Origin of the sequence: Chromobacterium fluminis (assembly GCF_011602385.1) — a bacterium.
In the GTDB taxonomy this organism is placed as follows: Bacteria; Pseudomonadota; Gammaproteobacteria; order Burkholderiales; family Chromobacteriaceae; genus Chromobacterium; species Chromobacterium fluminis.
The window spans coordinates 25,965-46,417 of the sequence record NZ_JAAOMA010000043.1 but is presented as its reverse complement, the minus strand read 5'-3'; the positions used below and the strand labels follow the sequence as shown (position 1 = coordinate 46,417).

The 20,453-nt window shown below is 63.7% G+C and carries 17 protein-coding genes; 8 read left to right on the top strand and 9 right to left on the bottom strand.

The features are described 5' to 3' along the window. Positions 1-395: 395 nt before the first annotated feature. Positions 396-1,145: a carbonic anhydrase family protein gene (locus tag HA052_RS21925; protein ID WP_166453588.1), complete on the top strand. Its 750-nt coding sequence runs from the start codon at positions 396-398 to the stop codon at positions 1,143-1,145. Between the two features lie 28 nt (positions 1,146-1,173). Here HA052_RS21925 and HA052_RS21920 read toward each other — a convergent pair whose 3' ends face one another. Beyond that, positions 1,174-1,665 carry a 2-thiouracil desulfurase family protein gene (locus HA052_RS21920; protein WP_166453587.1) on the bottom strand — a complete coding sequence of 164 codons (492 nt, stop codon included), beginning with the start codon at positions 1,663-1,665 and terminating at the stop codon, positions 1,174-1,176. After that, positions 1,656-3,113, bottom strand: coding sequence for a MocR-like pyridoxine biosynthesis transcription factor PdxR (pdxR, locus tag HA052_RS21915; RefSeq protein WP_166453586.1), 1,458 nt, complete (start codon positions 3,111-3,113; stop codon positions 1,656-1,658). The genes HA052_RS21920 and pdxR overlap by 10 nt, the downstream gene beginning before the upstream one ends. Positions 3,114-3,204: 91 nt before the next feature. Here pdxR and HA052_RS21910 point away from each other — a divergent pair, with 91 nt between their 5' ends. From HA052_RS21910 to HA052_RS21900, 3 genes are all read left to right on the top strand, one after another. Continuing rightward, positions 3,205-3,588 carry a rhodanese-like domain-containing protein gene (locus HA052_RS21910; RefSeq protein ID WP_081548255.1) on the top strand — a complete coding sequence of 128 codons (384 nt, stop codon included), beginning with the start codon at positions 3,205-3,207 and terminating at the stop codon, positions 3,586-3,588. 11 nt (positions 3,589-3,599) lie between these two features. Next, a complete protein-coding gene (locus HA052_RS21905; RefSeq protein ID WP_240937479.1) occupies positions 3,600-4,331 on the top strand; it encodes a GNAT family N-acetyltransferase in 732 nt (243 codons plus the stop codon). A 78-nt stretch (positions 4,332-4,409) separates the two neighbouring features. After that, on the top strand, positions 4,410-5,858 hold the full coding sequence (locus HA052_RS21900) for a hypothetical protein (protein ID WP_081548254.1): 1,449 nt from the start codon (positions 4,410-4,412) through the stop codon (positions 5,856-5,858). 69 nt (positions 5,859-5,927) lie between these two features. Here HA052_RS21900 and HA052_RS21895 read toward each other — a convergent pair whose 3' ends face one another. The 6 genes from HA052_RS21895 to HA052_RS21870 all read right to left on the bottom strand — a co-directional run bounded on the left by HA052_RS21895 (position 5,928) and on the right by HA052_RS21870 (position 15,298). Further along, positions 5,928-7,388, bottom strand: coding sequence for an NAD-dependent succinate-semialdehyde dehydrogenase (locus HA052_RS21895; protein WP_166453585.1), 1,461 nt, complete (start codon positions 7,386-7,388; stop codon positions 5,928-5,930). Positions 7,389-7,461: 73 nt separating this feature from the next. Then, on the bottom strand, positions 7,462-8,727 hold the full coding sequence (gene gabT / locus HA052_RS21890; RefSeq protein ID WP_081548252.1) for a 4-aminobutyrate--2-oxoglutarate transaminase: 1,266 nt from the start codon (positions 8,725-8,727) through the stop codon (positions 7,462-7,464). A 426-nt stretch (positions 8,728-9,153) separates the two neighbouring features. Then, the gene (locus HA052_RS21885; protein WP_166453584.1) at positions 9,154-10,464 is read right to left on the bottom strand and encodes a TolC family outer membrane protein; all 1,311 of its coding nucleotides are present in this window, start codon (positions 10,462-10,464) and stop codon (positions 9,154-9,156) included. Positions 10,465-10,514: 50 nt separating this feature from the next. Beyond that, positions 10,515-13,568 (bottom strand): efflux RND transporter permease subunit, encoded by a 3,054-nt coding sequence (locus tag HA052_RS21880; RefSeq protein ID WP_166453583.1) that lies wholly within the window; start codon positions 13,566-13,568, stop codon positions 10,515-10,517. Between the two features lie 7 nt (positions 13,569-13,575). Beyond that, entirely contained in the window at positions 13,576-14,640 is a 1,065-nt protein-coding gene (locus tag HA052_RS21875; protein WP_081548247.1) for an efflux RND transporter periplasmic adaptor subunit, read from the bottom strand. A gap of 1 nt (position 14,641) precedes the next feature. Continuing rightward, positions 14,642-15,298 carry a TetR/AcrR family transcriptional regulator gene (locus HA052_RS21870; protein ID WP_166453582.1) on the bottom strand — a complete coding sequence of 219 codons (657 nt, stop codon included), beginning with the start codon at positions 15,296-15,298 and terminating at the stop codon, positions 14,642-14,644. 182 nt (positions 15,299-15,480) lie between these two features. Here HA052_RS21870 and argB point away from each other — a divergent pair, with 182 nt between their 5' ends. Then, entirely contained in the window at positions 15,481-16,350 is an 870-nt protein-coding gene (gene argB, locus HA052_RS21865; RefSeq protein ID WP_439823245.1) for an acetylglutamate kinase, read from the top strand. Positions 16,351-16,502: 152 nt separating this feature from the next. Then, on the top strand, positions 16,503-16,937 hold the full coding sequence (locus HA052_RS21860) for a CBS domain-containing protein (RefSeq protein WP_019100867.1): 435 nt from the start codon (positions 16,503-16,505) through the stop codon (positions 16,935-16,937). An 8-nt stretch (positions 16,938-16,945) separates the two neighbouring features. On the opposite strand, the gene HA052_RS21855 is transcribed toward HA052_RS21860, so the two are convergent. Beyond that, positions 16,946-17,722, bottom strand: a complete 777-nt coding sequence (locus tag HA052_RS21855) for an IclR family transcriptional regulator (RefSeq protein ID WP_240937478.1) — start codon at positions 17,720-17,722, stop codon at positions 16,946-16,948. Positions 17,723-17,875: 153 nt separating this feature from the next. On the opposite strand from HA052_RS21855, the gene HA052_RS21850 reads away from it, so the two are divergent. Together HA052_RS21850 and HA052_RS21845 are read left to right on the top strand one after the other, a co-directional pair. Further along, positions 17,876-19,063 (top strand): acyl-CoA dehydrogenase, encoded by a 1,188-nt coding sequence (locus tag HA052_RS21850; protein WP_081548239.1) that lies wholly within the window; start codon positions 17,876-17,878, stop codon positions 19,061-19,063. 111 nt (positions 19,064-19,174) lie between these two features. Then, entirely contained in the window at positions 19,175-20,368 is a 1,194-nt protein-coding gene (locus HA052_RS21845) for a CaiB/BaiF CoA transferase family protein (protein WP_166453580.1), read from the top strand. Positions 20,369-20,453 lie beyond the last annotated feature (85 nt).

Genomic DNA, 20,453 nt, shown 5'->3' with positions numbered 1-20,453 from the left:
CATCCCGAACAGGACCGTGAAACGCCTTAGCGCCGATGATAGTGTGGCATTCGCCATGTGAAAGTAGGACACCGCCAGACGCCCCATTGCGAAGCCCAGCTCACACGAGCTGGGCTTTATGCATTTGCGCCGCCGGCGCCACAGCCAAGCCTCCCCATGGGAGGCTTTGGCGCGTTTGGGGTGACTCGTCTGTGTCGGTTTCTTCCGTTTGTTTTCTCTATTTCTTTCTTGTTTCTCTTCTTTTTGGTGTCCGGCTGTCGGCTGCGGGAGCCGCACTTTTCATCTCCATGTCCTAATTGCCCGTGCGGTGAACTAAGTCGCGAACTATCATCTAATTAGATAGTTGCTAAATAAAATTAAAAAATTTTATACCACTACACTAGGAAAGGACGCGAATGAGCGAGCATCTGTGTCGGGAAGTGAATTGCGGTGGGTCTATCGACCGGCGGGCAGTGATGAAAACCGCCTTGGGCGCGGCGGCGCTATTTGCCATGGGCGCTGGCGGAGGCTTGAACGGCGTGGTGTATGCGGCGTCTTTGAGCAAGATCCAGCGAGATGCGATGACGCCGGAGCAGGTGCTGGTGGAGATGGCGAAAGGCAATGAGCGCTTCCGAAATGGCAAGCCGATGCAGCACGACTACCTGGCGCAAAAGCGTTCCAGCGCCGAGGGGCAATACCCCTCTGCGGTGGTGCTCAGCTGCATAGATTCGCGCGCGCCGGCGGAAATCGTGATGGATGCGGGCATCGGCGAAACCTTCAATTCCCGGGTTGCCGGCAATGTGGTGAATGACGATTTGTTGGGCAGCATGGAGTTCGCCTGCGCGGTTGCCGGGGCCAAAGTGGTGCTGGTGATGGGACATACCGCTTGTGGCGCGATCAAGGGGGCTATCGACCATGTGGAGCTGGGCAATCTGACCGGCTTGCTGGCGCGCATCCGCCCGGCGATTGCGCAGACCCGCTACGAGGGCGAGCGCAGCAGCAAGAATGCGGAGTTTGTCGACGCGGTGGCGCGCAGCAATGTGCTGCATACCATTGATCAGATCCGTAAGCGCAGCGATGTGCTGGCCAAGCTGGAGAAGGAGGGCCGGATCAAGATCGCCGGCGCCATGTACCATTTGAGCGGCGGTCGCCTCGAGTTTCTGTAAACGCCGTTAACGAGAGCGTCTAGGGGATTTACTCCCCAGGCGCTTTGAGCAATTCTTCTATGTGATCCTCCGAACAGACCTTGATGCCGGCCTGTCGCAACAGGCTGGCGGTCACGCCTTCCCCATTCTTGAGCTTGCCGGAAAATTCGCCGTCGTAGATGCGGAGCGTGCCGCATGAGGGGCTGTTGGCCTTCAACAGCGCTTGTCGGCAGCCATGGGCCTGAGCCAGGCGCAGGCTGGCCTGGGCGCCGCGCAGAAAGGCGGCGCTGACATTTTCGCCGGCGGCGGTTTCCACCGTGGCCTGACCGCGCAGCGCGGCAGCGCCATCGCCTCCGCGCAACTCCGCCGCGGGTCTGGGCGTAGGCAGGCCGCCCATGTATTCGGGACAGGCGGGGATCAGGGTGAAATCCCGGCGCAATCGCGTCCAGTCTTGTTCGGCCAGTGATTTGGCCTGGCCGTCGTAGCGCACGGGCTGCCCCAGCAGGCAGGCGCTGACCAGCAGCGTAGGTTTCACTTCCATCGCGTTTCCAATAGCGCCGCCAGCTTGAGCGCGGCGGCGTGAAGTTCCTGTTCATCCACCCCGGCGTAGCCCAGCACCAGCCCGCTGCGGTCAGGCCGTCCGATGAAGTGCTTGGCCAGCGGGCGCAGCCACAGTTGCTGCCGGGCGGCGGCCTGGCTGAGTTCCTCTTCATCGAAGCCGGCCGGCAGTTGCGCGACCAAGTGCAGGCCGGCTTCGCCTGCGGATAGCGGCAGCGCGTCTCCCAAGGCGCGCTGCAGGGTGCCGCGCAGCAGTTGTTGCCGCAGTTGGTAGAGTTCGCGCATATGTTTGATGTGGCGGGCGAAATGGCCTTGTTCGATGAAATCGGCCAAGGCCGCCTGCACCTGATAATTGCCTTCCCGGTACAAGCGCGCCTGCACGCGGCGGAACGGTTCCACCAATTCTTCCGGCAGGATCAGATAGCCCAGGCCCAGCGCCGGAAACATCACTTTGCTGAAGGTGCCGAGATAAATGACGCGTTCGCTGTCGGCCAGGCCTTGCAGGGAGGCGATGGGGTGGGTGGAGTAGCGGAATTCGCTGTCGTAGTCGTCTTCGATGATCCAGCTGTCGTGCTGCTTGGCTAATTGAAGCAGCGCTAGCCGCCGCGCCAGCGACATGACGACGCCGGTCGGGTATTGATGAGACGGCGTGATATAAATCAGGCGCGGCGGCGCGGCCTGATGCGCGGGCGTTGGGGCCATGCCCTGGGCGTCGACCGGGATCGGGACGATGTCCAATTCCGACGCGCGCAGCGCGGCTTGCGCGCCGCTGTAGCCGGGATCTTCCACCCAGGCGGCGTCGCCGGGGTCGGCCAACAGCCGGGCAAGCAGTTCCAGTCCTTGCTGCGCGCCCTGGATGATGACGATTTGCTCCGGCTGGCAGCGAACCGAGCGCGATAGATACAGGTATTGGCTGAGGGAACGCTTGAGCTCGGGCAGGCCGCCGTCGTGGCGATAATGAAGATGATCCAGTTGCGGGCGTTGGATATGGTTTTGCAGACAACGCTGCCATTGAGCGTGGGGGAATTGTTTCAGCTCCGGCGTGCCGGGGGCGAAGGCGCCGGCCAGCCCGGTGGGCAGCGTGCAATGACCGGAGACGCGTTGACCGCGTTGCGACAGTCCCGGGGATTGCTGAGCGCGCTGCGGCGGGGAGGCGTGGGGGCTGAACAGGGCGGCGACATAGGTGCCGGAGCCGTGACGGCTTTCCAGATAGCCTTCGGCGCCCAGTTGCTCGTAGGCGTTGAGAATGGTGTTGCGGCCGAGAGCCAGTTCCGCCGCCATTGCGCGGCTGGCCGGCAAGGGCGCGCCGCCGGCCAACTGGCCGGCGCGGATCAGTTCGCGCAATAAACGGTAGAGCTGGCGCGCCAGGCTTTCAGCGCCTTGACGTTGCAGCCGCTGGCGCAGGAAGTCGATCAACCACTCGGCGGACAAAGTGGTTCCTCCAGATTTTGCATGGTGGCACTGTTTGGGGTATGACTTGTCGCTTAGGCTAACAGCATTCCCAGAGCCGCAGGAGAAAAAAATGTTGAGTCAGCAGGAGTTTTACGCCGCCAAGCTGGCGTACGAGATGGACGCCGCCGATGTCTGGAGCGCTTTGCAAGCCGGGGAGAAACTGGTGTTGATCGACGCGCGCGCGGAAGAGGCCTTCCGCAAGGAAACCCTGCCTGGCGCCGTGTCCGTGCCGCACCGGATCATGGATGAGGCCAGCACCGCGCATTTGCCCAAGGATGCGGTCCTGGTGTCGTTCTGCGACGGCATAGGCTGCAACGCGTCGACCAAGGGCGCTTTGAAGCTGGCGCGTCTCGGCTTCAATGTGCGCGAACTGCAAGGCGGCCTGGATTGGTGGGTGCGCGATGGCTACGCGACCACGGCGCGCGTCGGCGTCGCCGTGTCCTGCGCATGCTGAAAGGGGAAGCGATGTTGGAAACGGGCATGGCGCAGGCGGGCGAGGCCAACGCCCTGGACCAGGCGGTGGGATGGCCGGTGGTCGACTGGCGTGAGGCGGCTTGGCCGCCTAAGACGGACCTGCAGGGACGCTTCTGCCGGCTGGAGCCGCTGCAGGCGGAGCGGCACGGTCCCGCTTTGTTCGCGGCGATGGGCGCGGACGCGGCGGCGCGCAACTGGACTTATCTGAGTTACGGGCCGTTTGCCGATTACGCCGACTACTACGGCTGGCTGGCCGAGCAGCAATGGCGCCGCGATCCGCATTTTTATGCGATCGTGGACGCGGTCAGCGGGGTGGCTCTGGGCGTGGCCGCCTATTTGCGAATTGATCCGAAGATGGGTTGCATCGAAGTCGGACATCTGAATTTCTCTCCCTTGCTGCAGCGCAGGCCGGCGGCGACGGAAGCGATGTATCTATTGATGCGCCAGGCCTTTGAGCTGGGCTATCGCCGTTATGAGTGGAAGTGCGATGCGCTGAACCTGCCTTCGCAGCGGGCGGCGCAGCGGCTGGGTTTCCGCTTTGAAGGCGTGTTCCGGCAGGCCATGGTCTACAAGGGGCGCAATCGAGACACCGCCTGGTTTTCCATCCTGGATCACGAGTGGCCGGCCTTGCGGCAAGGCTTCGAAGCCTGGCTGTCCGCGGACAATTTCGACGCGGCGGGCGAGCAGCGCCGGACGCTGGCGCAATGGAGGGGAGAGGATTGATTTGGCCTGCGGACTTCAAGCCGCCCCGCTAGGCAGGTACAATGAGTATTTGATTTATTGAATAGATTCGCTTGCCAGATGAAATCCCTGCCGCGTAATGCCCGCATCAAGGGCGAGCCGTTCTTGCCCAACCGTTTCATTTTTGGTGATGCCGTCGACGATCAGGGCCTGGAAGGTTCCGAGTACCTGATCCATACGGAAACGCCGGCTTTTGTATGCCGCTTGCTTGGCGACGATGACACGGACTTTCCCGGCCGCGATCGCGAGGGCCTGACCAGCGCCATGCTGTTTGACGAGGCGGACAATGTGACGGTCTATGTCTGCAATCTGCGTCTGCGTTTATTCGACTTCAATTTCAGCAATGAAGACGAGATGCCGACCGTGGGCCAGTTGCAGGCGATCTGCGACGAAGCGATGCAAGCTTATCAGCGCCTGCATAAGGCCTATGCCGACCGGGAGGCCGCGGGCCCGGTTCCGCGCGAGATGCGCACCGGCCCTACAGAGCCGCTGCCTCCGGCGGAGCGCGGCCGCGCGGTGAAGCAATTGGTGGAGCTGGCGCGCCGCGCGGTGGATCAGCCGATGGAGCGCGCGCAGCTGGCCGGCGAGGTTCAGATGGCGTTGGCGGCCGGCGACCAGGCCGTGTTCACCGAGTCGCAACTGGCGCTGCTGTCCCAACCGGCCGCGCGGCAGTTGCTGGTGCATAGCGCGCGCGACGCAATCGCTTTCCCCGAGGTGATGCGCAAGGACGGCGCGGTGGTGTCGTTCGAGCTATGGGCCTTGCCGTTTGCGTTTTCACGCGCCCAGGGCGGCGTGTGGTGGCATTTCCCGCAGCTGGAGAGGCTGGAAGTGGCGCTGGCGGATGCGCTGGAGGTGCCGGAGCAGTCGATATTGTGGATTTCGCCCACTTTGTTCTCTCTGGAGATGCTGAACGAACGCGCCTGCCAGGATCTGGTGCAACTGGCGCCGGTGATGGATGCGGGTTGCGACTTCGCGCCGCTGGATCCGGATTCCTCGCGCGCCACATACGAGGCGGCGCGCAAGACCAACGAGCCGCAGCTGGTGCTGGCCTGGATTCCCTTCCTGGTGGAGCGCGGCGCTTTGCCGCCGGAACAGGCGCGCCGTCTGGCGCGCAAGGCGCTGGATGCGGCGATGCCGCTGGTGCAGCAGGCGGTGGGCGCCGAGATGGAGTACGGCGAGGCCGAGTTGTTCGCGCCCTTGCCGTGGTGGGAGGCGGTGCAGACCGGCGTGCGGGCCTGGAACCGCAAGCGCCTGGGCGTGACCGCGGCCTTGCTGGCCGCGAGCGCGGGCGGGGTGCAAGAGCTGGAGGCCGTCGCGGAATATCAGCCGGAAATGCAGGGCTACGAAGTGGGCTTCCGCCTGCGCGGCCGAGAGGAAGTGGCCGCGCACGCGCCGTGGCTGGTGACGCCGGACGTGGCGCCCGAGCGCGACGAGGCCTGGCGGGATCTGGCGGAGTGTCTGAAAGAGGCCGGCATTCCCTTGTCGGAGACCTTGGCCAAGTTCCACTAGGTGCAGGGTTGAAGTGGTCAAAAAAAAACGGGCTGGATTTTCCAGCCCGTTTCGCATTGGCGTGGCGCTTTACTGGTCGATGCCGCCCAGCAGCACGTATTTGATTTCCAGATAATCCTCGATGCCGTATTTGGAGCCTTCGCGGCCCAGGCCGGATTGCTTGACGCCGCCGAAGGGCGCGGCCTCGTTGGACAGGATGCCGGTGTTGACCGCCACCATGCCGTATTCCAGACCTTCGGACATGCGGAAGATGCGGCCGATATCGCGGGAGTAGAAGTAGCTGGCCAGGCCGAACTCGGTATCGTTGGCCATCCGGATCGCTTCTTCTTCGGTATGGAAGCGGAACAGCGGCGCCAGCGGGCCGAAGGTTTCCTCCTTGGCCACCTTCATCCGCGGCGTGACGTCGGTGATCACCGTCGGTTCGAAGAAGCTGTGGCCCAGCGCGTGGCGCTTGCCGCCGGCCACCAGCTTGCCGCCCTTGGCCAGCGCGTCGGCGATGTGCTCTTCCACTTTGCTCACCGCGTTCATGTCTATCATCGGGCCTTGGGTGACGCCGGCCTCCAGGCCGTTGCCCACCTTAAGCTTGGCCACCGCGACGGCGAACTTCTCGGCGAAGGCGTCGTAGACGCCGTCCTGTACCAGCAGGCGGTTGGCGCAGACGCAGGTTTGGCCGGCGTTGCGGTATTTGGAGATGATGGCGCCTTCCACCGCGGCGTCGAGGTCGGCGTCGTCGAAGACGATGAATGGCGCGTTGCCGCCCAATTCCATCGATACTTTCTTGACGGTGTCCGCGCATTGGGCGATCAGCTTGCGGCCCACTTCGGTGGAGCCGGTGAAGGAGAATTTCTTCACAGAGTCGCTGCCGGTCAGCACCGCGCCGATTTCGCTTGAGCCGCCGGTGAGCACCGAGAACACGCCGGCGGGAATGCCCGCGCGTTCGGCAAGCACGGCCAGGGCCAGGGCCGAGAGCGGGGTCTGGCTGGCCGGGCGCACCACCATCGGGCAGCCGGCGGCCAGCGCCGGGGCCGCTTTGCGCGTGATCATCGCATTGGGGAAGTTCCACGGCGTGATCGCTGCGGCGACGCCGATCGGTTCCTTGTTGACCAGGATGCGTTTGTCGACGCCGGGGGAGGGAATGGTGTCGCCGTACAGGCGCTTGGCTTCTTCGGCGTACCATTCGATATAGGACGCGCCGTAGGCGATTTCGCCCTTGGCTTCCGAGAGCGGCTTGCCCTGCTCGCTGGTGAGAATGACCGCCAGGTCGTCCTGGTTCGCCATCACCAGATCGAACCAACGGCGCAGCAGGGCGGCTCGTTCTTTCGCCGGTTTGCGTTTCCAGACGAGGAAGGCTTCAGCCGCGCCGGCCACGGCGCGCTCGGCCTCGGCCTTGCCCATTTTGGGCACGCTGGCGATGGTTTCGCCGGTGGCCGGGTTGGTCACGGGAATGGTTTCGCCGTTGTCGGCGTCCAGCCAGGCACCGTTCACATAGCACTGCTGCTTCAGCAGCGCGGGGTCTTTCAAATTCAACATGCGGCTCTCCAACGCGGAAGGTGTCGGACAAGGCCCGCGCGGGCGGCGCGGGCCTAGGATTTTGAACAGGCGCTTAAGCTTTGAGCGCGGCTTCCAGCTTGGCCAGGGCTTCTTCGAACACCGCGTCTTCTATGGTCAGCGGGAACAGGAAGCGAACCACATTGGCGTAGACGCCGCAGGTCAGCAGGATCAGGCCGGATTCCAGCGCCTTGGTCTGCACTTTCTTGGCGAAGTCCGGGTCGGGTTGCGGGCTGCCGGGCTGATTGAACTCCACCGCCAGCATTGCGCCCAGTCCGCGGACTTCGGCGATCTGCGGCACCGCGCCTTTCAGGCCGTGCAGTTTTTCCTTCAGCAGCTCGCCCAGGCGGTTGGCGCGGTCCAGCAGCTTTTCTTCGGCGATGACGTCGATCACCGCCAGCGCCGCGGCCACCGCCAGCGGGTTGCCGGCGTAGGTGCCGCCCAGGCCGCCGGGCGCGGGGGCGTCCATCAGCTCGGCGCGGCCGGTCAGCGCGGACAGCGGGAAGCCACCGGCCAGCGATTTGGCCATGGTGATCAGGTCGGCCTGCACCGGGTAGTGCTCCATCGCGAACAGCTTGCCGGTGCGGGCGAAGCCGGACTGTACTTCGTCGGCGATCAGCAGGATGCCGTGTTCGTCGCAGATCTTGCGCAGCTGCACCACCCATTCGCTGGGCGCGGCGTAGAAACCGCCTTCGCCCTGCACCGGTTCGAAGATGATGGCGGCGACGCGCTTGGGATCGACATCGTATTTGAACAGTTTTTCCAGACCGTGCAGGGAGTCTTCCACGGACACGCCATGCAGCGCGTTGGGATAGGGCGCGTGATAGACGTCGCTGGGGAAGGGGCCGAAGCCCACTTTGTACGGCGCCACCTTGCCGGTCAGCGCCATGCCCAGCAGGGTGCGGCCGTGGAAGGCGCCGCCGAAGGCGATCACGCCGGCGCGGCCGGTGGCGGCGCGCGCCACTTTCACTGCGTTTTCGACGGCTTCGGCGCCGGTGGTGAACAGCGCGGTTTTCTTCGCGTGTTGGCCCGGCGTCAGCTGGTTCAGCCGTTCGGCGAGACGGATATAGGATTCGTACGGGACGACTTGATAGCAGGTGTGGCTGAAGCGGGACAGCTGTTCCGCGACTGCGGCCTGCACCTTGTCGTGCAGATGGCCGGTGTTCAAGACGCCGATGCCGCCGGCGAAGTCGATGTAGCGTTTGCCGTCGGTATCCCAGACTTCGGCATTCTTGGCGCGTTCGGCAAAGAAGCCGCACATGACGCCCACGCCGCGCGGGGTGGCGTCGGCCTTGCGTTGCATCAAATCCTTATTGCTCATCTGCTATCTCCTCGACGTTGTGCGGTTGGCGCCGCGTCTGGCGGGCCGCCGCGAATCGGTGTCGGAGCGATGCCGGTCTATCGTGGCGCCGGCTGGCTGCTCCGTGGTTTTTGCTTTCATTATTGCTGTCTGACCGTCTCAGGCATTCTATGTTCGTGTTTAGCAAAAAGCTACACGCGCACTAAAAAATTAAACACCTGTTGCGTGGACGTCAGCGGAGGGGAGGGAGAGGGGGAAGGAGGTGGCGGCCATGCCGGTTGGCATGGCCGCGGAGAAGGGGTCTTGGAACGTGTTTACGATCTCGCGAGCTAAGGCGAGACAAGGCGAAAACGGCTGAGAAAGCGGAATGTACACGTGGTACATGAGCATTTCGAATGCTGTTTTCAACGCCGTATCGCCGACGCGCAGCAGATTGTAAAAAGGTTCTTAACGGCGGATGACGGCGTTGACCTTGCTCAGTACCTCGCTATCCAATTGGCCGGCGGCCTGGGACAGCGACAGCCGCGCGATCAGGTACTCATACTTGGCGGTGGCCAGGCTGGTCAGCGTCGAGTAGTAAGCCTGTTCGGCCTGCAGCAGGTCGATATTGGTGCGGATGCCCACTTCCTTGCCCAGTCGAGTGGATTCCACTTTACTCTTGGCGGAGATCAGCAATTGCTCCTGAGCGCGCACCAGCGCCGCGCCGTTTGTGACGCCCAGGAAGGTGCGACGCACGTCTTCGCGCACTTGGCGGCGGGTGGCTTCCAGCTTGTCCTTGGCGGACTCCTGCTGCGCCGCCGCCTCGCGCACTTGCGAGTTGATGCCGCCGCCGGCGAACAGGGGCAGGGTGACGCCGACGCCTATGCTGCTGCCGCGGGTGTGGGGCTGCTGCATCGGGGCGCGGGTCTGGGTATCGCTGTAGCCGGCGGTCAGGCTGATCACAGGCAGGTGGCCGCCTTTTTTCTCGGTGACGTTCTTGTCGGCGATTTCCAGCGTCTGCTCGGCGGCCTTGATGCTCAGGCTGTTGCGCAGGGCGAGCCCGATCCAGGCCTCCAGAGTGGCCGGCGTCGGCAGTTCCAGCGGCAGTTTGTCCAGCACCGGCTGGATGGTCTTGGGGTCCAGCCCGGTGACGCGGCGCAGATTGTTTTCCGCCAGTTCCAGGCTGTTGATCGCCTTGATTTCCTGGGCCACCGCGCCGTCGTAGCCAGCCTGGGCTTCATGGGTGTCGGTAATGGTGGCGGTGCCCACTTCGAAGGCGGTCTTGGCCTGTTCCAGCTGTTGCTGGAAGGTTTTCTTGCTGGCGCTGGTGGCGGACAGGGTGTCCTTGGCCAGCAGCACGTTGAAATAGGCTTGCGAGGTGTCCAGGATCAACTGCTGCTCGGCGGCGCCATAGCTGGTTTCCGCTTGCTGGGTCGCCAGTTTGCCTTTTTGGTAGCCGGTGTATTTGCCGACGTCGAACAGCGGCTGCTGCAGATTGACGCCGTAGGTGGTGGAGTCGTAACGGCCCTGGCCGGCGGGAGCGATCGGATTGGTGTAATTGTAATTGGCGGTGGCGCCCACCTGGGGCATCAACAGCGCGCGGCCCTGCGTCGCTTTTTCCCGGCCGGCGTCGAGGTCGGAGCGCGCGGCGGCGAAGTCGGCGTTGTAGTCGCGGGCGGCGCGCCAGGCTTCAACCAGGTCGAAGGCGTGGGCAGGCAGGGCGAAACCCAGCAACAACAGGCTGCCCAGCAGGGGCAATCGGAATCGGGTCTTGTTCATTGGTGTTTATATGCTCGGTTTGTTTTGTCTCATCGCGCGGCAAGGCGCCGTCAGGCTTGCGGCCGCCGCACCTTGAACCATTGCGCGTACAGCGCCGGCAGGAACAGCAGGGTCAGCACCGTGGCCACCAGCAGCCCGCCCATGATGGCCACGGCCATCGGTCCCCAGAACGTGCTGCGGCTCAGCGGGATCATCGCCAGGATCGCCGCCAATGCCGTCAGCATGATAGGCCTAAAACGTCTAATTGTGGAGCCGACAATAGCGTGCCAGGGATCGATGCCGTCGCGAATGTCGTGTTCGATCTGGTCAACTAGGATAACCGAGTTGCGCATGATCATGCCGGACAGCGCGATGACCCCCAGCATGGCGACGAAGCCGAACGGCGCGCTGAAGGCGATCAGGGTCAACGTCACGCCTATCATGCCCAGCGGCGCGGTCAGCAGCACCATGATGGTGCGCTGCACGCTGTGCAACTGCAACATCAGCAGGGTCACCACCACCACCAGCATCAGCGGCGCCACCGCGGCGATGGCTTTCTGCGATTTGGCGCTGGATTCCATGCTGCCGCCGGTTTCGATGTGATAGCCCAGCGGCAGCGTTTGCTCCAGCGCCTGCATCTTGGGCAGCAACTGCCGGGAGATGTCCGCGCCCTGAGCGCCTTCCGCCGGGTCCGCGCTCACCGTGATGGCGGGCAGGCGGTTGCGTCGCCAGATGATGCTTTCCTCAGGCTGGTATTCGATGTGTCCGATTTGCGACACCGGCACGAAGCGGCCGCTGCCGGTTTGTATCATCAAATTGCCGAGGCCGGCGACATTCTTGCGTTCGTCCGGATTGAGCCGCGCGACGATGGCGATGGCCTGGTCGCCTTCGCGGAAACTGGTGACGGCAGCACCGGAAATCAGCATCTGCAATTGCTGGGACAATTGCTGAGAGGATAGGCCGAGCGCGCGCGCCTTGTCCTGATCGATGCGGATGCGCAAGGCCTTCACCTGCTCGCCCCAATTGATGTTGACCTGGCGGGTGGACGGATGCGCGCGCATCAGCGCCTCCACCTGGGCGGCGATGGCGCGCACCTTGGCGTGGTCCTCGCCCATTACCCGGAATTGCACCGCGTAGCCCACCGGCGGGCCGTTTTCCAGCCGGGTCACCCGGCCGCGGACATTGGGGAAGTCGTTGTCGAACAGCTTTTCCAGCCGTTTCTTCACGTCTTCGCGCACATGTTCGTCGCTGGTCATCAACATCAGCTGCGCGTAGTTCAGATGCTGCAGCTGCTGATCCAGCGGCAGATAGAAGCGCGGACTGCCGCTGCCCACGTAGCTGGTGACGCTGACGATGTCCGGGTCGCGTTTGAGCAGCGCTTCCAGTTTTTCCACTTCATGTTCGGTGGCCTGATGGCTGGCGCCGCGCGGCAGCCACATGTCCACCATCAGTTCGGGCCGGTTGGAGGAGGGGAAGAACTGTTGAGCCACCAGCAGCTTGAAGGCGAGCAGGGACAGCACGAAGGCGGCCAGCGTCAGCGCGATCACGGTCTTGCGCCGCTCCAGGCACCACTCCACCACCCGGCGGAAGCGGCGGTAGAACGGTTTGTCGTAGACATCGTGCGCCTCGTGGTGCTGCAGGTTTTCCGGCAACAGCTTGTAGCCCAGGTAGGGGGTGAACACCACCGCGACGATCCAGGACAGCACCAGCGCGATGCCGACCACGGCGAACAGGCTGAATACGTATTCGCCGGCGTTGGACTTGGCGATGCCCACCGGCAGGAAGGTGGCCGCGGTGATCAGGGTACCGGTCAGCATGGGGAAGGCGGTGCTGGTGTAGGCGAAGGTGGCGGCCTGGAACTTGCTCCAGCCTTGTTCCAGCTTCAGGGCCATCATTTCCACCGCGATGATGGCGTCGTCCACCAGCAGGCCCAGCGCGATGATCAAGGAACCCAGCGAGATGCGCTGCAGGTCGATGTTGAAGAAATACATGGCCAGAAAGGTCATCGCCAGCACCAGCGGGATGGACAGCGCCACCACGATGCCGGTACGCAGGCCCAGGCTGAAGAAGCTGACGGCCAGCACGATGACTACCGCCTCTACCAGCGAACGCATGAATTCGCCGACCGCGTTCTTGACCACCTTGGGCTGATCGGAAACCGAATGAATTTCCAGGCCCACCGGCATTTTGGACTGGATCTGCTGCATGGTGGCGTCCAGATTCTTGCCCAGGCGCAGCACGTCGCCGCCGCCCTTCATGGTGATGGCCATGCCCAGCACCGGCTTGCCGTTGAAGCGCATGGTGCTGAGCGGCGGATCGATGTAACCGCGTTTGACCGAGGCGATGTCGCCCAAGCGAAAGGTTTTGCCGTTGACGGTGACCGGGGTGGCGGCGATGGCCTCCACGCTGGCGTAGTTGCCGGTGGGACGGACCCAGATGCGGTCGCTGGCGGTTTCGAACACGCCGGACGGCGTCATCGCGTTTTGCTGTTGCAAGGCTTTCCAGATCGCGCCGGTGTCCAGCCCCAGCGAAGCCAGCTTGGCGGTGGACAGGTCCACGTAGACGCGCTGCTCCTGCACGCCCAGCAAGCTGACCTTGGCCACGTCCGGCACGCGCAGGATCTCGCGCTTGGCGTCCTCCAAGTATTGGCGCACTTCCTCGTAGCTGAAGCCGTCGCCGGCGAAGGCGTAGATATTGCCGAAGGTGTCGCCGAACTCGTCGTTGAAGAACGGTCCTTGGATTTCCGCGGGCAGAGTGGCGCGGATATCGCCTATCTTCTTGCGCACCTGGTACCACAGTTGCTGCACGTTCTTGGGAGGCACGTCCTCGCGCACCGAAATCAGCAATAGGCTTTCGCCGGGTTTGGTATAGCTTTGGACGTAGTCTATCTCGCCCATCTCCTGCAACTTTTCCTCCAGCTTGTTGGTGACCTGTTGTTCCATCTCCAATGTGCCGGCGCCCGGCCAGTAAGCTTGCACCAGCATGGCCTTGAAGGTGAATTCCGGATCTTCCTTCTGGCCCAGCTGGGTGTAGGCCCAGACGCCGGCCAGCATCAGCATCACCATCAGGTAGCGCACCAAGGACTGGTGACGCAGCGCCCATTCCGACAGATTCAGTTTTTTCATGGCCGTCTCAGCGCTCCAACAGTTTTACGGCCTGGCCGTCGCGCAGCAGGTGGATGCCGGCGGTGACGATTTTGTCGCCCGGCCGCACGCCCTGGGACAGGGTGGCGGAATCGGCGTCGACGCGGCTGACCGTCACCGCGCGGCGGGCGACCTTGCCGTTGGGGGCGATCAGCCAGACATAGTGCTTGCCCTGCTCGTCCAGCAACGCTGTCAGCGGCAGCCGCATCTGCGCGTCGGCGGCATTGGGCAAGGCGACGCTGGCGGTCATCCCCAATTGCAGGCGGCTGGAGTCGCCGCCGATGGCGACGCGCGCGGCGTAAGTGCGGGTGGCGGGATCGGCGTCGGCAGCAAGCTCGCGCAGCGTGCCCGACATCGGCGCGCCGCCGTTCCATAGCTGCACTTGGAATTGGCCGGCGCGGCGCACCTTGTCCAGCGCGTTCTCCGGCACTTGGACTGCGGCCTCGCGCGCGCCGTCCTGCGACAGCCTTGCCATGGCCTGGCCGGCGGCCACCACCAGGCCGGGCTCGGCGATCATTTGGCTCAGCACGCCGTCGGCGTCCGCCACCAGGCTGGTGTAACCGGTTTGATTGCGGCTGGCGGCGAGTTGCGCCTTGGCCTGGTCCACCTTGGCGCGGGCGGCGTTGACCGCGTTCTGTTGGCCGTCCACCTGCGCCTGGCTGACGAACTGCTTGGACAGCAGTTCGCGGTAGCGTTTCAGGTTCAGCTCCTGCTGGCTCAAGTCGGATTGCGCGGCGGCCAGCTGAGCCTGTTTGGCCGACAGGTCCAGCGCGTAGTCGCTGGGGTCCAGCCGCGCCAGAACCTGGCCTTTCTTCACCCGATCGCCGCTATTGGCCAGCTTGGCCACCACTTTGCCGGCCACGCGGAAGGCCAGATTGGTCTCGTGACGGGCGCGGATTTCGCCGGAGTAGCTATCGCCCTGTTGCTGGGCGGTGGCGCCGGCCACCACGTAACGGACTGGTCGCGGGGCTTCCGGCGGCGCCTCCGGTTTGCCGCAGGCGGCGAGGGTCAGACTGACTATGCCTAGCCAGAGGCAGTGAGCGGCGGTTTTCATGTCAATTCTCGTAGGTGGGATTCTTCAGGCCTTGCAGCACCAACTGCAAGGCTTCGCTCAGGTGCGCGCGGGAGTATTGATGCGAGTAGCCGCAGACATCGGGCACCACTTTGGCGAAGGAGTGGGCCCAGGTCATCGCCATCACCAGGGGGGCCAGCAGAGCGTCGCTGCTGCTGGCGATGGGCAGGACGCGGAATTCGCCGCTGTCCATGCCGCGGCGCAGGATGTGCTCGATCATGCTCAAACAGGGGGAAATCACTTCCGTGGAGTAGAAGCGCGCCAGTTCCGGGAAATTGGTGGCTTCGGCTATGGCCAGCTTGCACAGGCCGGCGGCCGGCGTGGCGCCCACTTCATCCCACCACTTGAGCAGGAGGATTTGCAGCAGCTCGCCCACCGGCCCCGTGTGTTGCTGTTCCAGTTCGACGAAGGCGTTGAGTCGACTGGACAGATGGTGGCGCACCATGGCTTTGAAGATTTCTTCTTTGTTCTGGAAGTACAGATAGGGTGTGCCCTTGGTCACGCCGGCGGCGCGGGCGATGTCTTCCATCTTGGTGGCGCTGAAGCCTTTCTCTACGAACAGGGTCAGCGCGGCGTCCAGGATTTCGCTGGGGCGAGCGTCTTTTTTGCGCTGCCAGCGCGAGGCGGAGACTTGTGCCATTGGGATATAGATGAATATCGGTTCATTAATGATGTGGAATGTATTGCAGAATGCCGTTGTTCTGCAATTAATAAATTACAGTTCATTAACCGACTTGATTAAAATGCAACAGATCAGACCATTAGGTCAGAACCGTCATATCGCCGGCCCGGCAACGGCCCGGCGCAACCATGGAGAACGCCGTGCCGACCGATGCAGCAGAAAAAGCCCTGATTCTTGCCGAAGCCCTGCCCTATATCCGCCGTTTCGCCGGCAAGACCCTGGTGATCAAGTACGGCGGCAACGCCATGACCGACGCGGCTTTGAAAGAGGGTTTCGCCAAGGACGTGGTTTTGCTCAAGCTGGTGGGTATCAACCCGGTGGTGGTTCACGGCGGCGGCCCGCAGATCAACGAGCTGCTGAACCGCGTAGGCAAACAGGGCGAGTTCATTCAGGGCATGCGCGTGACTGACTCGGACACCATGGATTTGGTGGAAATGGTGCTGGGCGGCTTGGTGAACAAGGAAATCGTCTCGTTGATCAACAAGCACGGGGGCAAGGCGGTGGGCCTGACCGGCAAGGACGGGCATTTCATTCGCGCCAGCAAAATGTATTTGAAGTCCGAAACCGATGATGAGATCGACATCGGCCAAGTGGGGGAAATCTCCAGCATCGATCCGGCGTTGGTGTCCTTGCTGGACAGCCAGGACTTCATCCCTGTGGTGGCGCCCATCGGCGTCGGCGAAGACGGCGAAGCCTACAACATCAACGCCGATCTGGTGGCCGGCAAGCTGGCGGAGACTTTGAGCGCGGAAAAGTTGGTGTTGATGACCAATACCCCGGGCGTGCTGGACAAGAACGGCAAGTTGTTGACCGGGCTGTCGGCGCTGCAGGTGGACGGCTTGTTCGCCGACGGCACCATACACGGCGGCATGCTGCCCAAGATCAGCTCGGCCTTGGACGCGGCGCGCAACGGCGTCAACGCGGTGCACATCATCGATGGCCGAGTGCCGCACGCGCTGTTGCTGGAGATTCTGACCGATGCGGGCGTCGGCACCATGATCCGGGCCTGAGGAGCGGCGAGGTTCCGGCCTTGGGGCAGGCTCGCGCGTTTACCGAGGCGCCGCAGCCTGCGCTATAGTGGATTGGTAGGCTCGTCCGCGTCGTCTGGCGGCGGGAGAGGGCCACGGGAACGGCCGGATTGCCGGTTTGAAAGGGGACATGCATGCAAACGGTAAGACAGTTGTTGGACAGCAAGCCAAACCGCGCCTTGGTCTATGTGAACCCGGAGAGCACGGTGTTCCAGGCTTTGCAGGTGATGGCGGAAAACGACATCGGGGCGGTGCTGGTGATGGAGGAGGGCGGCATCGTCGGCATCTTCTCCGAACGTGATTACGCGCGGCGCATCGTATTGCAGGGACGCACCTCCGCCGGTACCAAGGTGCGAGACATCATGACCAGCCGCGTGGTCTACGTGACGCCCAGCCAGACGCTGGACGACTGTATGGGCCTGATGACGGAAAAGCGCATTCGCCACCTGCCGGTGCTGGAGGGCAGCGACGTGATGGGCATGTTGTCGATCGGCGACCTGGTGCGCGCCACCATAGAGGAGCAGGAGCAGGTGATCAATCACCTGGTCCATTACATCCAGTCCGCCTGAACGCGCGCTCAGCCCGGCGGCGCCAGGCGCAGCCGAAGCGCTTGCAGCGCCGGCGCGATGCGTTCGCGCATCGCGCTTTCGTTCAAGGCGAAGGCTGGGCCGCTGGCGTTCAGCGCCATCGCCGGCTGGCCGGGCACGGCCAAGTGCACGCCCACCGCCATCACATCCGGTTCGTACTCTCCAAAGGACGCGGAATAGCCTTGGCGCAGATAGTCTTGGCGGGCCTCCTCCAAGCGCGCGCTGATTTCCCCCCATTCCACGCCGTAGCGCGCGGCCAGCACCGGCTGCAGCTTGAGCTGCTCGGTCGCCGGCAAGCCGGCGTAATAGGCGCGGCCTATGGCGGTGGTGGCCAAGGGCACCCGCGAGCCCACGGTCAATTGCACCGAGATGCGCGTCGGGCTGCGGCAAGTCTCCAGATAAACCATATCGCTGCCGTCGCGCAGCGCCAGGCTGATGGACATGCCTTGTTCCAGAGCGAACTCGCGCATCAGCGGCCCGGCGATCTGGCGGATGTCGTAGCTGGCCAAGACCGTGGAGCCCAAGGCCAGCACCGCCAGTCCCAGCCGGTAGTGGCCGCTGGCCTCGTCCTGAGCCAGATAGCCCAGCCGGGTCAGGGTGTAGCTCAAACGCGACACTGTTGATTTGGGCAGGCCGGTGCGTTTGGCCAGTTCCTGGTTGGACAGCGCTAGCTCGCCGGGGCGAAACGCCGCCAGCACTTCCAGCCCGCGCGCCAGCGCGGTGACGAACAACCGGTCCTTATCCGTTTCCAAATCCATTGCATCCATCTTGTTTCGTGAGCCTCCGCTTGGGTTGCGCGCTGCGGGCGGGCGTCGAGTTTCGCAAAAACGCTTTACATCCGTCCAGACGGCGATTAGCCTATTCTGCAATGTGAAACCAAGTTCCGCAATGCGGAACAAGTTAACGCGGAGACAGAACTTATGGCAGCCCCCTCCAGTCGCGCGCCGTTCAGCTGGGACGATCCTTTGCTTTTGGCCGAATGCCTGAGCGAAGAAGAACGCATGGTGCAGCAGAGCGCTTATGACTACTGTCAGGACAAACTGTTTCCGCGGGTATTGAGCGCCAACCGCGAAGAACGCTTCGACCGTGAAATCATCAACGAGATGGGCGAGCTTGGCCTACTGGGTTGCACCATCGAAGGCTATGGCTGCGCAGGTCTCAACCACGTGGCCTACGGCCTGGTGGCGCGCGAGGTGGAGCGGGTGGATTCCGGCTATCGCTCGGCGATGAGCGTGCAGTCCAGCTTGGTGATGCACCCGATCTGGGCCTACGGCTCGGACGCGCAGAAAGACAAATACCTGCCGCGATTGGCCAGCGGCGAATGGCTGGGCTGTTTCGGCCTGACCGAACCGGACTCCGGCTCGGACCCGGCCAGCATGAAGACGCGGGCGCGCAAAGTGGACGGCGGCTATCTGCTCAACGGCAGCAAGATGTGGATCACCAACAGCCCGCAGGCCGATGTGTTCGTGGTCTGGGCCAAGGACGACGACGATGAAATCCGCGGCTTTGTGCTGGAGAAGGGCATGGCCGGCCTGTCCGCGCCCAAAATCCACGGCAAGTTCTCGCTGCGCGCCTCCGTCACCGGCGAGATCGTGATGGACGACGTGCTGGTGCCGGAGGACGCCATCCTGCCGGGCGTCAAGGGTTTGAAAGGGCCGTTCGGCTGCCTGAACAAGGCGCGTTACGGCATCGCCTGGGGGGCGCTGGGCGCCGCCGAATTCTGCTGGCACGCGGCGCGTCAGTACACGCTGGACCGCAAGCAGTTCGGCCGCCCGCTGGCCGCCAATCAACTGATCCAGCTGAAGCTGGCCAATATGCAGACTGAAATTACGCTGGGCCTGCACGCTGCGCTGCGCGTGGGGCGCTTGATGGACGAGGGCAAGGCCGCGCCGGAAATGATCTCTCTGATCAAGCGCAACAACTGCGGCAAGGCGCTGGACATCGCCCGGCTGTCCCGCGATATGCACGGTGGCAACGGCATCGCCGACGAATTCCACGTCATCCGTCATGTGATGAACTTGGAGGCGGTCAACACTTACGAAGGCACGCATGATGTGCATGCCTTGATTCTGGGCCGAGCCCAGACCGGTATTCAGGCGTTTGCCTGATAAGCCGGCGCGGCCGGGAGGCCGGCCGCGCCGTTATTCCTGTCTGTCCTTGGAGGCCCGGCTTGCCGGGCCGCTTTTTTTTCGATGGGCTGCATGTATCGGGAGACGCAGATGGCGGGCGCGCTGGAAGGCATCAAGGTATTGGATTTGTCCAGGGTATTGGCGGGGCCGTGGACCGGCCAGTTGCTGGCCGACCTGGGCGCGGAAGTGATCAAGGTGGAGCGCCCGGGTTGCGGCGACGATACCCGGCAATGGGCGCCGCCCAGCCTGCCGGACGGTACCGCCGCCTATTTTCTGTGCGCCAACCGCGGCAAGAAATCGCTGACGGTGGACATCGCCAAGCCGGAGGGGCAGGAGATCGTCCGCCGGCTGGCCGCCGACGCCGACGTGCTGATTGAAAACTACAAGGTGGGCGGGCTGGCCAAATACGGGCTGGACTACGCCAGCCTGGCCGAACTCAACCCGCGGCTGGTGTATTGCTCGGTCACCGGCTTCGGCCAGGACGGGCCGTACGCGCAGATGGCCGGCTACGACTACATCGTGCAGGGCATGTCCGGCCTGATGAGCATCACCGGCCCGGCCGACGGCGAACCGCATAAGGTAGGGGTGGCGGTCACCGATCTGTTCACCGGGCTCTACGCCGCCAACGCGATCCAGGCCGCCTTGTGGGCGCGTCAAGGCAGCGGCCGCGGCCAGCATATCGACATGGCCTTGTTTGACTGCGCGCTGGCGATGTTGGCCAACGTCAATATGAACTGGTTGGTGGGCGGCGCAGTGCCGCCGCGCCTGGGCAACGCCCATCCCAATATCGTGCCCTATCAGGTGTTCAAGTGCGCCGGCGACGGCCACTTCATCCTGGCCTGCGGCAACGACCGCCAGTTCCGCTCGGTGTGCGAACTGATTGGCCGCCCGGAACTGGCCGACGATCCCCGCTTCGCCAGCAATCCGCAGCGCGTCGCGCACCGGGACGTGTTGGTGCCCTTGTTGGCCGCCGGTTTCCTGGCTCAGCCGCGCGACGCCTGGCTGGCGCAACTGGACCAAGCTGGCGTCCCCTGCGGGCCGATCAACACCGTGGATGAGGCCTTCGCCGACCCGCAAATCCGGCACCGGCGGATGCAGATCGAACTGCCGGGCTTGGACGGCGAGGCGGTGCCTCTGGTGGCCTGCCCGATCAAACTGTCGGACACGCCACTGCAATATCGCGACGCGCCGCCCCGGCTGGGGCAGCACACAGACGCCTTGCTGGAGCAGGCCGGTTACGACGCCGAGGCTATCGCCCGTTTGCGCGACGCGGGCGTGATCTGACGCATTGCCATGCTTTCGGCATTTTCTGCGTCTGGGTGTCGCCTGCGGATTCGTGCGAAAATGCGCCGTCGAGTTGCCGTCGGCG

Bases quoted from the DNA above. Each gene is read 5' to 3' on its own strand.
- HA052_RS21925 (WP_166453588.1), top strand. From the start codon at position 396: ATGAGCGAGCATCTGTGTCGGGAAGTGAATTGCGGTGGGTCTATCGAC.
- HA052_RS21920 (WP_166453587.1), bottom strand. From the start codon at position 1,665: ATGGAAGTGAAACCTACGCTGCTGGTCAGCGCCTGCCTGCTGGGGCAG.
- HA052_RS21910 (WP_081548255.1), top strand. From the start codon at position 3,205: ATGTTGAGTCAGCAGGAGTTTTACGCCGCCAAGCTGGCGTACGAGATG.
- HA052_RS21905 (WP_240937479.1), top strand. From the start codon at position 3,600: ATGTTGGAAACGGGCATGGCGCAGGCGGGCGAGGCCAACGCCCTGGAC.
- HA052_RS21900 (WP_081548254.1), top strand. From the start codon at position 4,410: ATGAAATCCCTGCCGCGTAATGCCCGCATCAAGGGCGAGCCGTTCTTG.
- HA052_RS21895 (WP_166453585.1), bottom strand. From the start codon at position 7,388: ATGTTGAATTTGAAAGACCCCGCGCTGCTGAAGCAGCAGTGCTATGTG.
- gabT (WP_081548252.1), bottom strand. From the start codon at position 8,727: ATGAGCAATAAGGATTTGATGCAACGCAAGGCCGACGCCACCCCGCGC.
- HA052_RS21885 (WP_166453584.1), bottom strand. From the start codon at position 10,464: ATGAACAAGACCCGATTCCGATTGCCCCTGCTGGGCAGCCTGTTGTTG.
- HA052_RS21880 (WP_166453583.1), bottom strand. From the start codon at position 13,568: ATGAAAAAACTGAATCTGTCGGAATGGGCGCTGCGTCACCAGTCCTTG.
- HA052_RS21875 (WP_081548247.1), bottom strand. From the start codon at position 14,640: ATGAAAACCGCCGCTCACTGCCTCTGGCTAGGCATAGTCAGTCTGACC.
- HA052_RS21870 (WP_166453582.1), bottom strand. From the start codon at position 15,298: ATGGCACAAGTCTCCGCCTCGCGCTGGCAGCGCAAAAAAGACGCTCGC.
- HA052_RS21860 (WP_019100867.1), top strand. From the start codon at position 16,503: ATGCAAACGGTAAGACAGTTGTTGGACAGCAAGCCAAACCGCGCCTTG.
- HA052_RS21855 (WP_240937478.1), bottom strand. From the start codon at position 17,722: ATGGATGCAATGGATTTGGAAACGGATAAGGACCGGTTGTTCGTCACC.
- HA052_RS21850 (WP_081548239.1), top strand. From the start codon at position 17,876: ATGGCAGCCCCCTCCAGTCGCGCGCCGTTCAGCTGGGACGATCCTTTG.
- HA052_RS21845 (WP_166453580.1), top strand. From the start codon at position 19,175: ATGGCGGGCGCGCTGGAAGGCATCAAGGTATTGGATTTGTCCAGGGTA.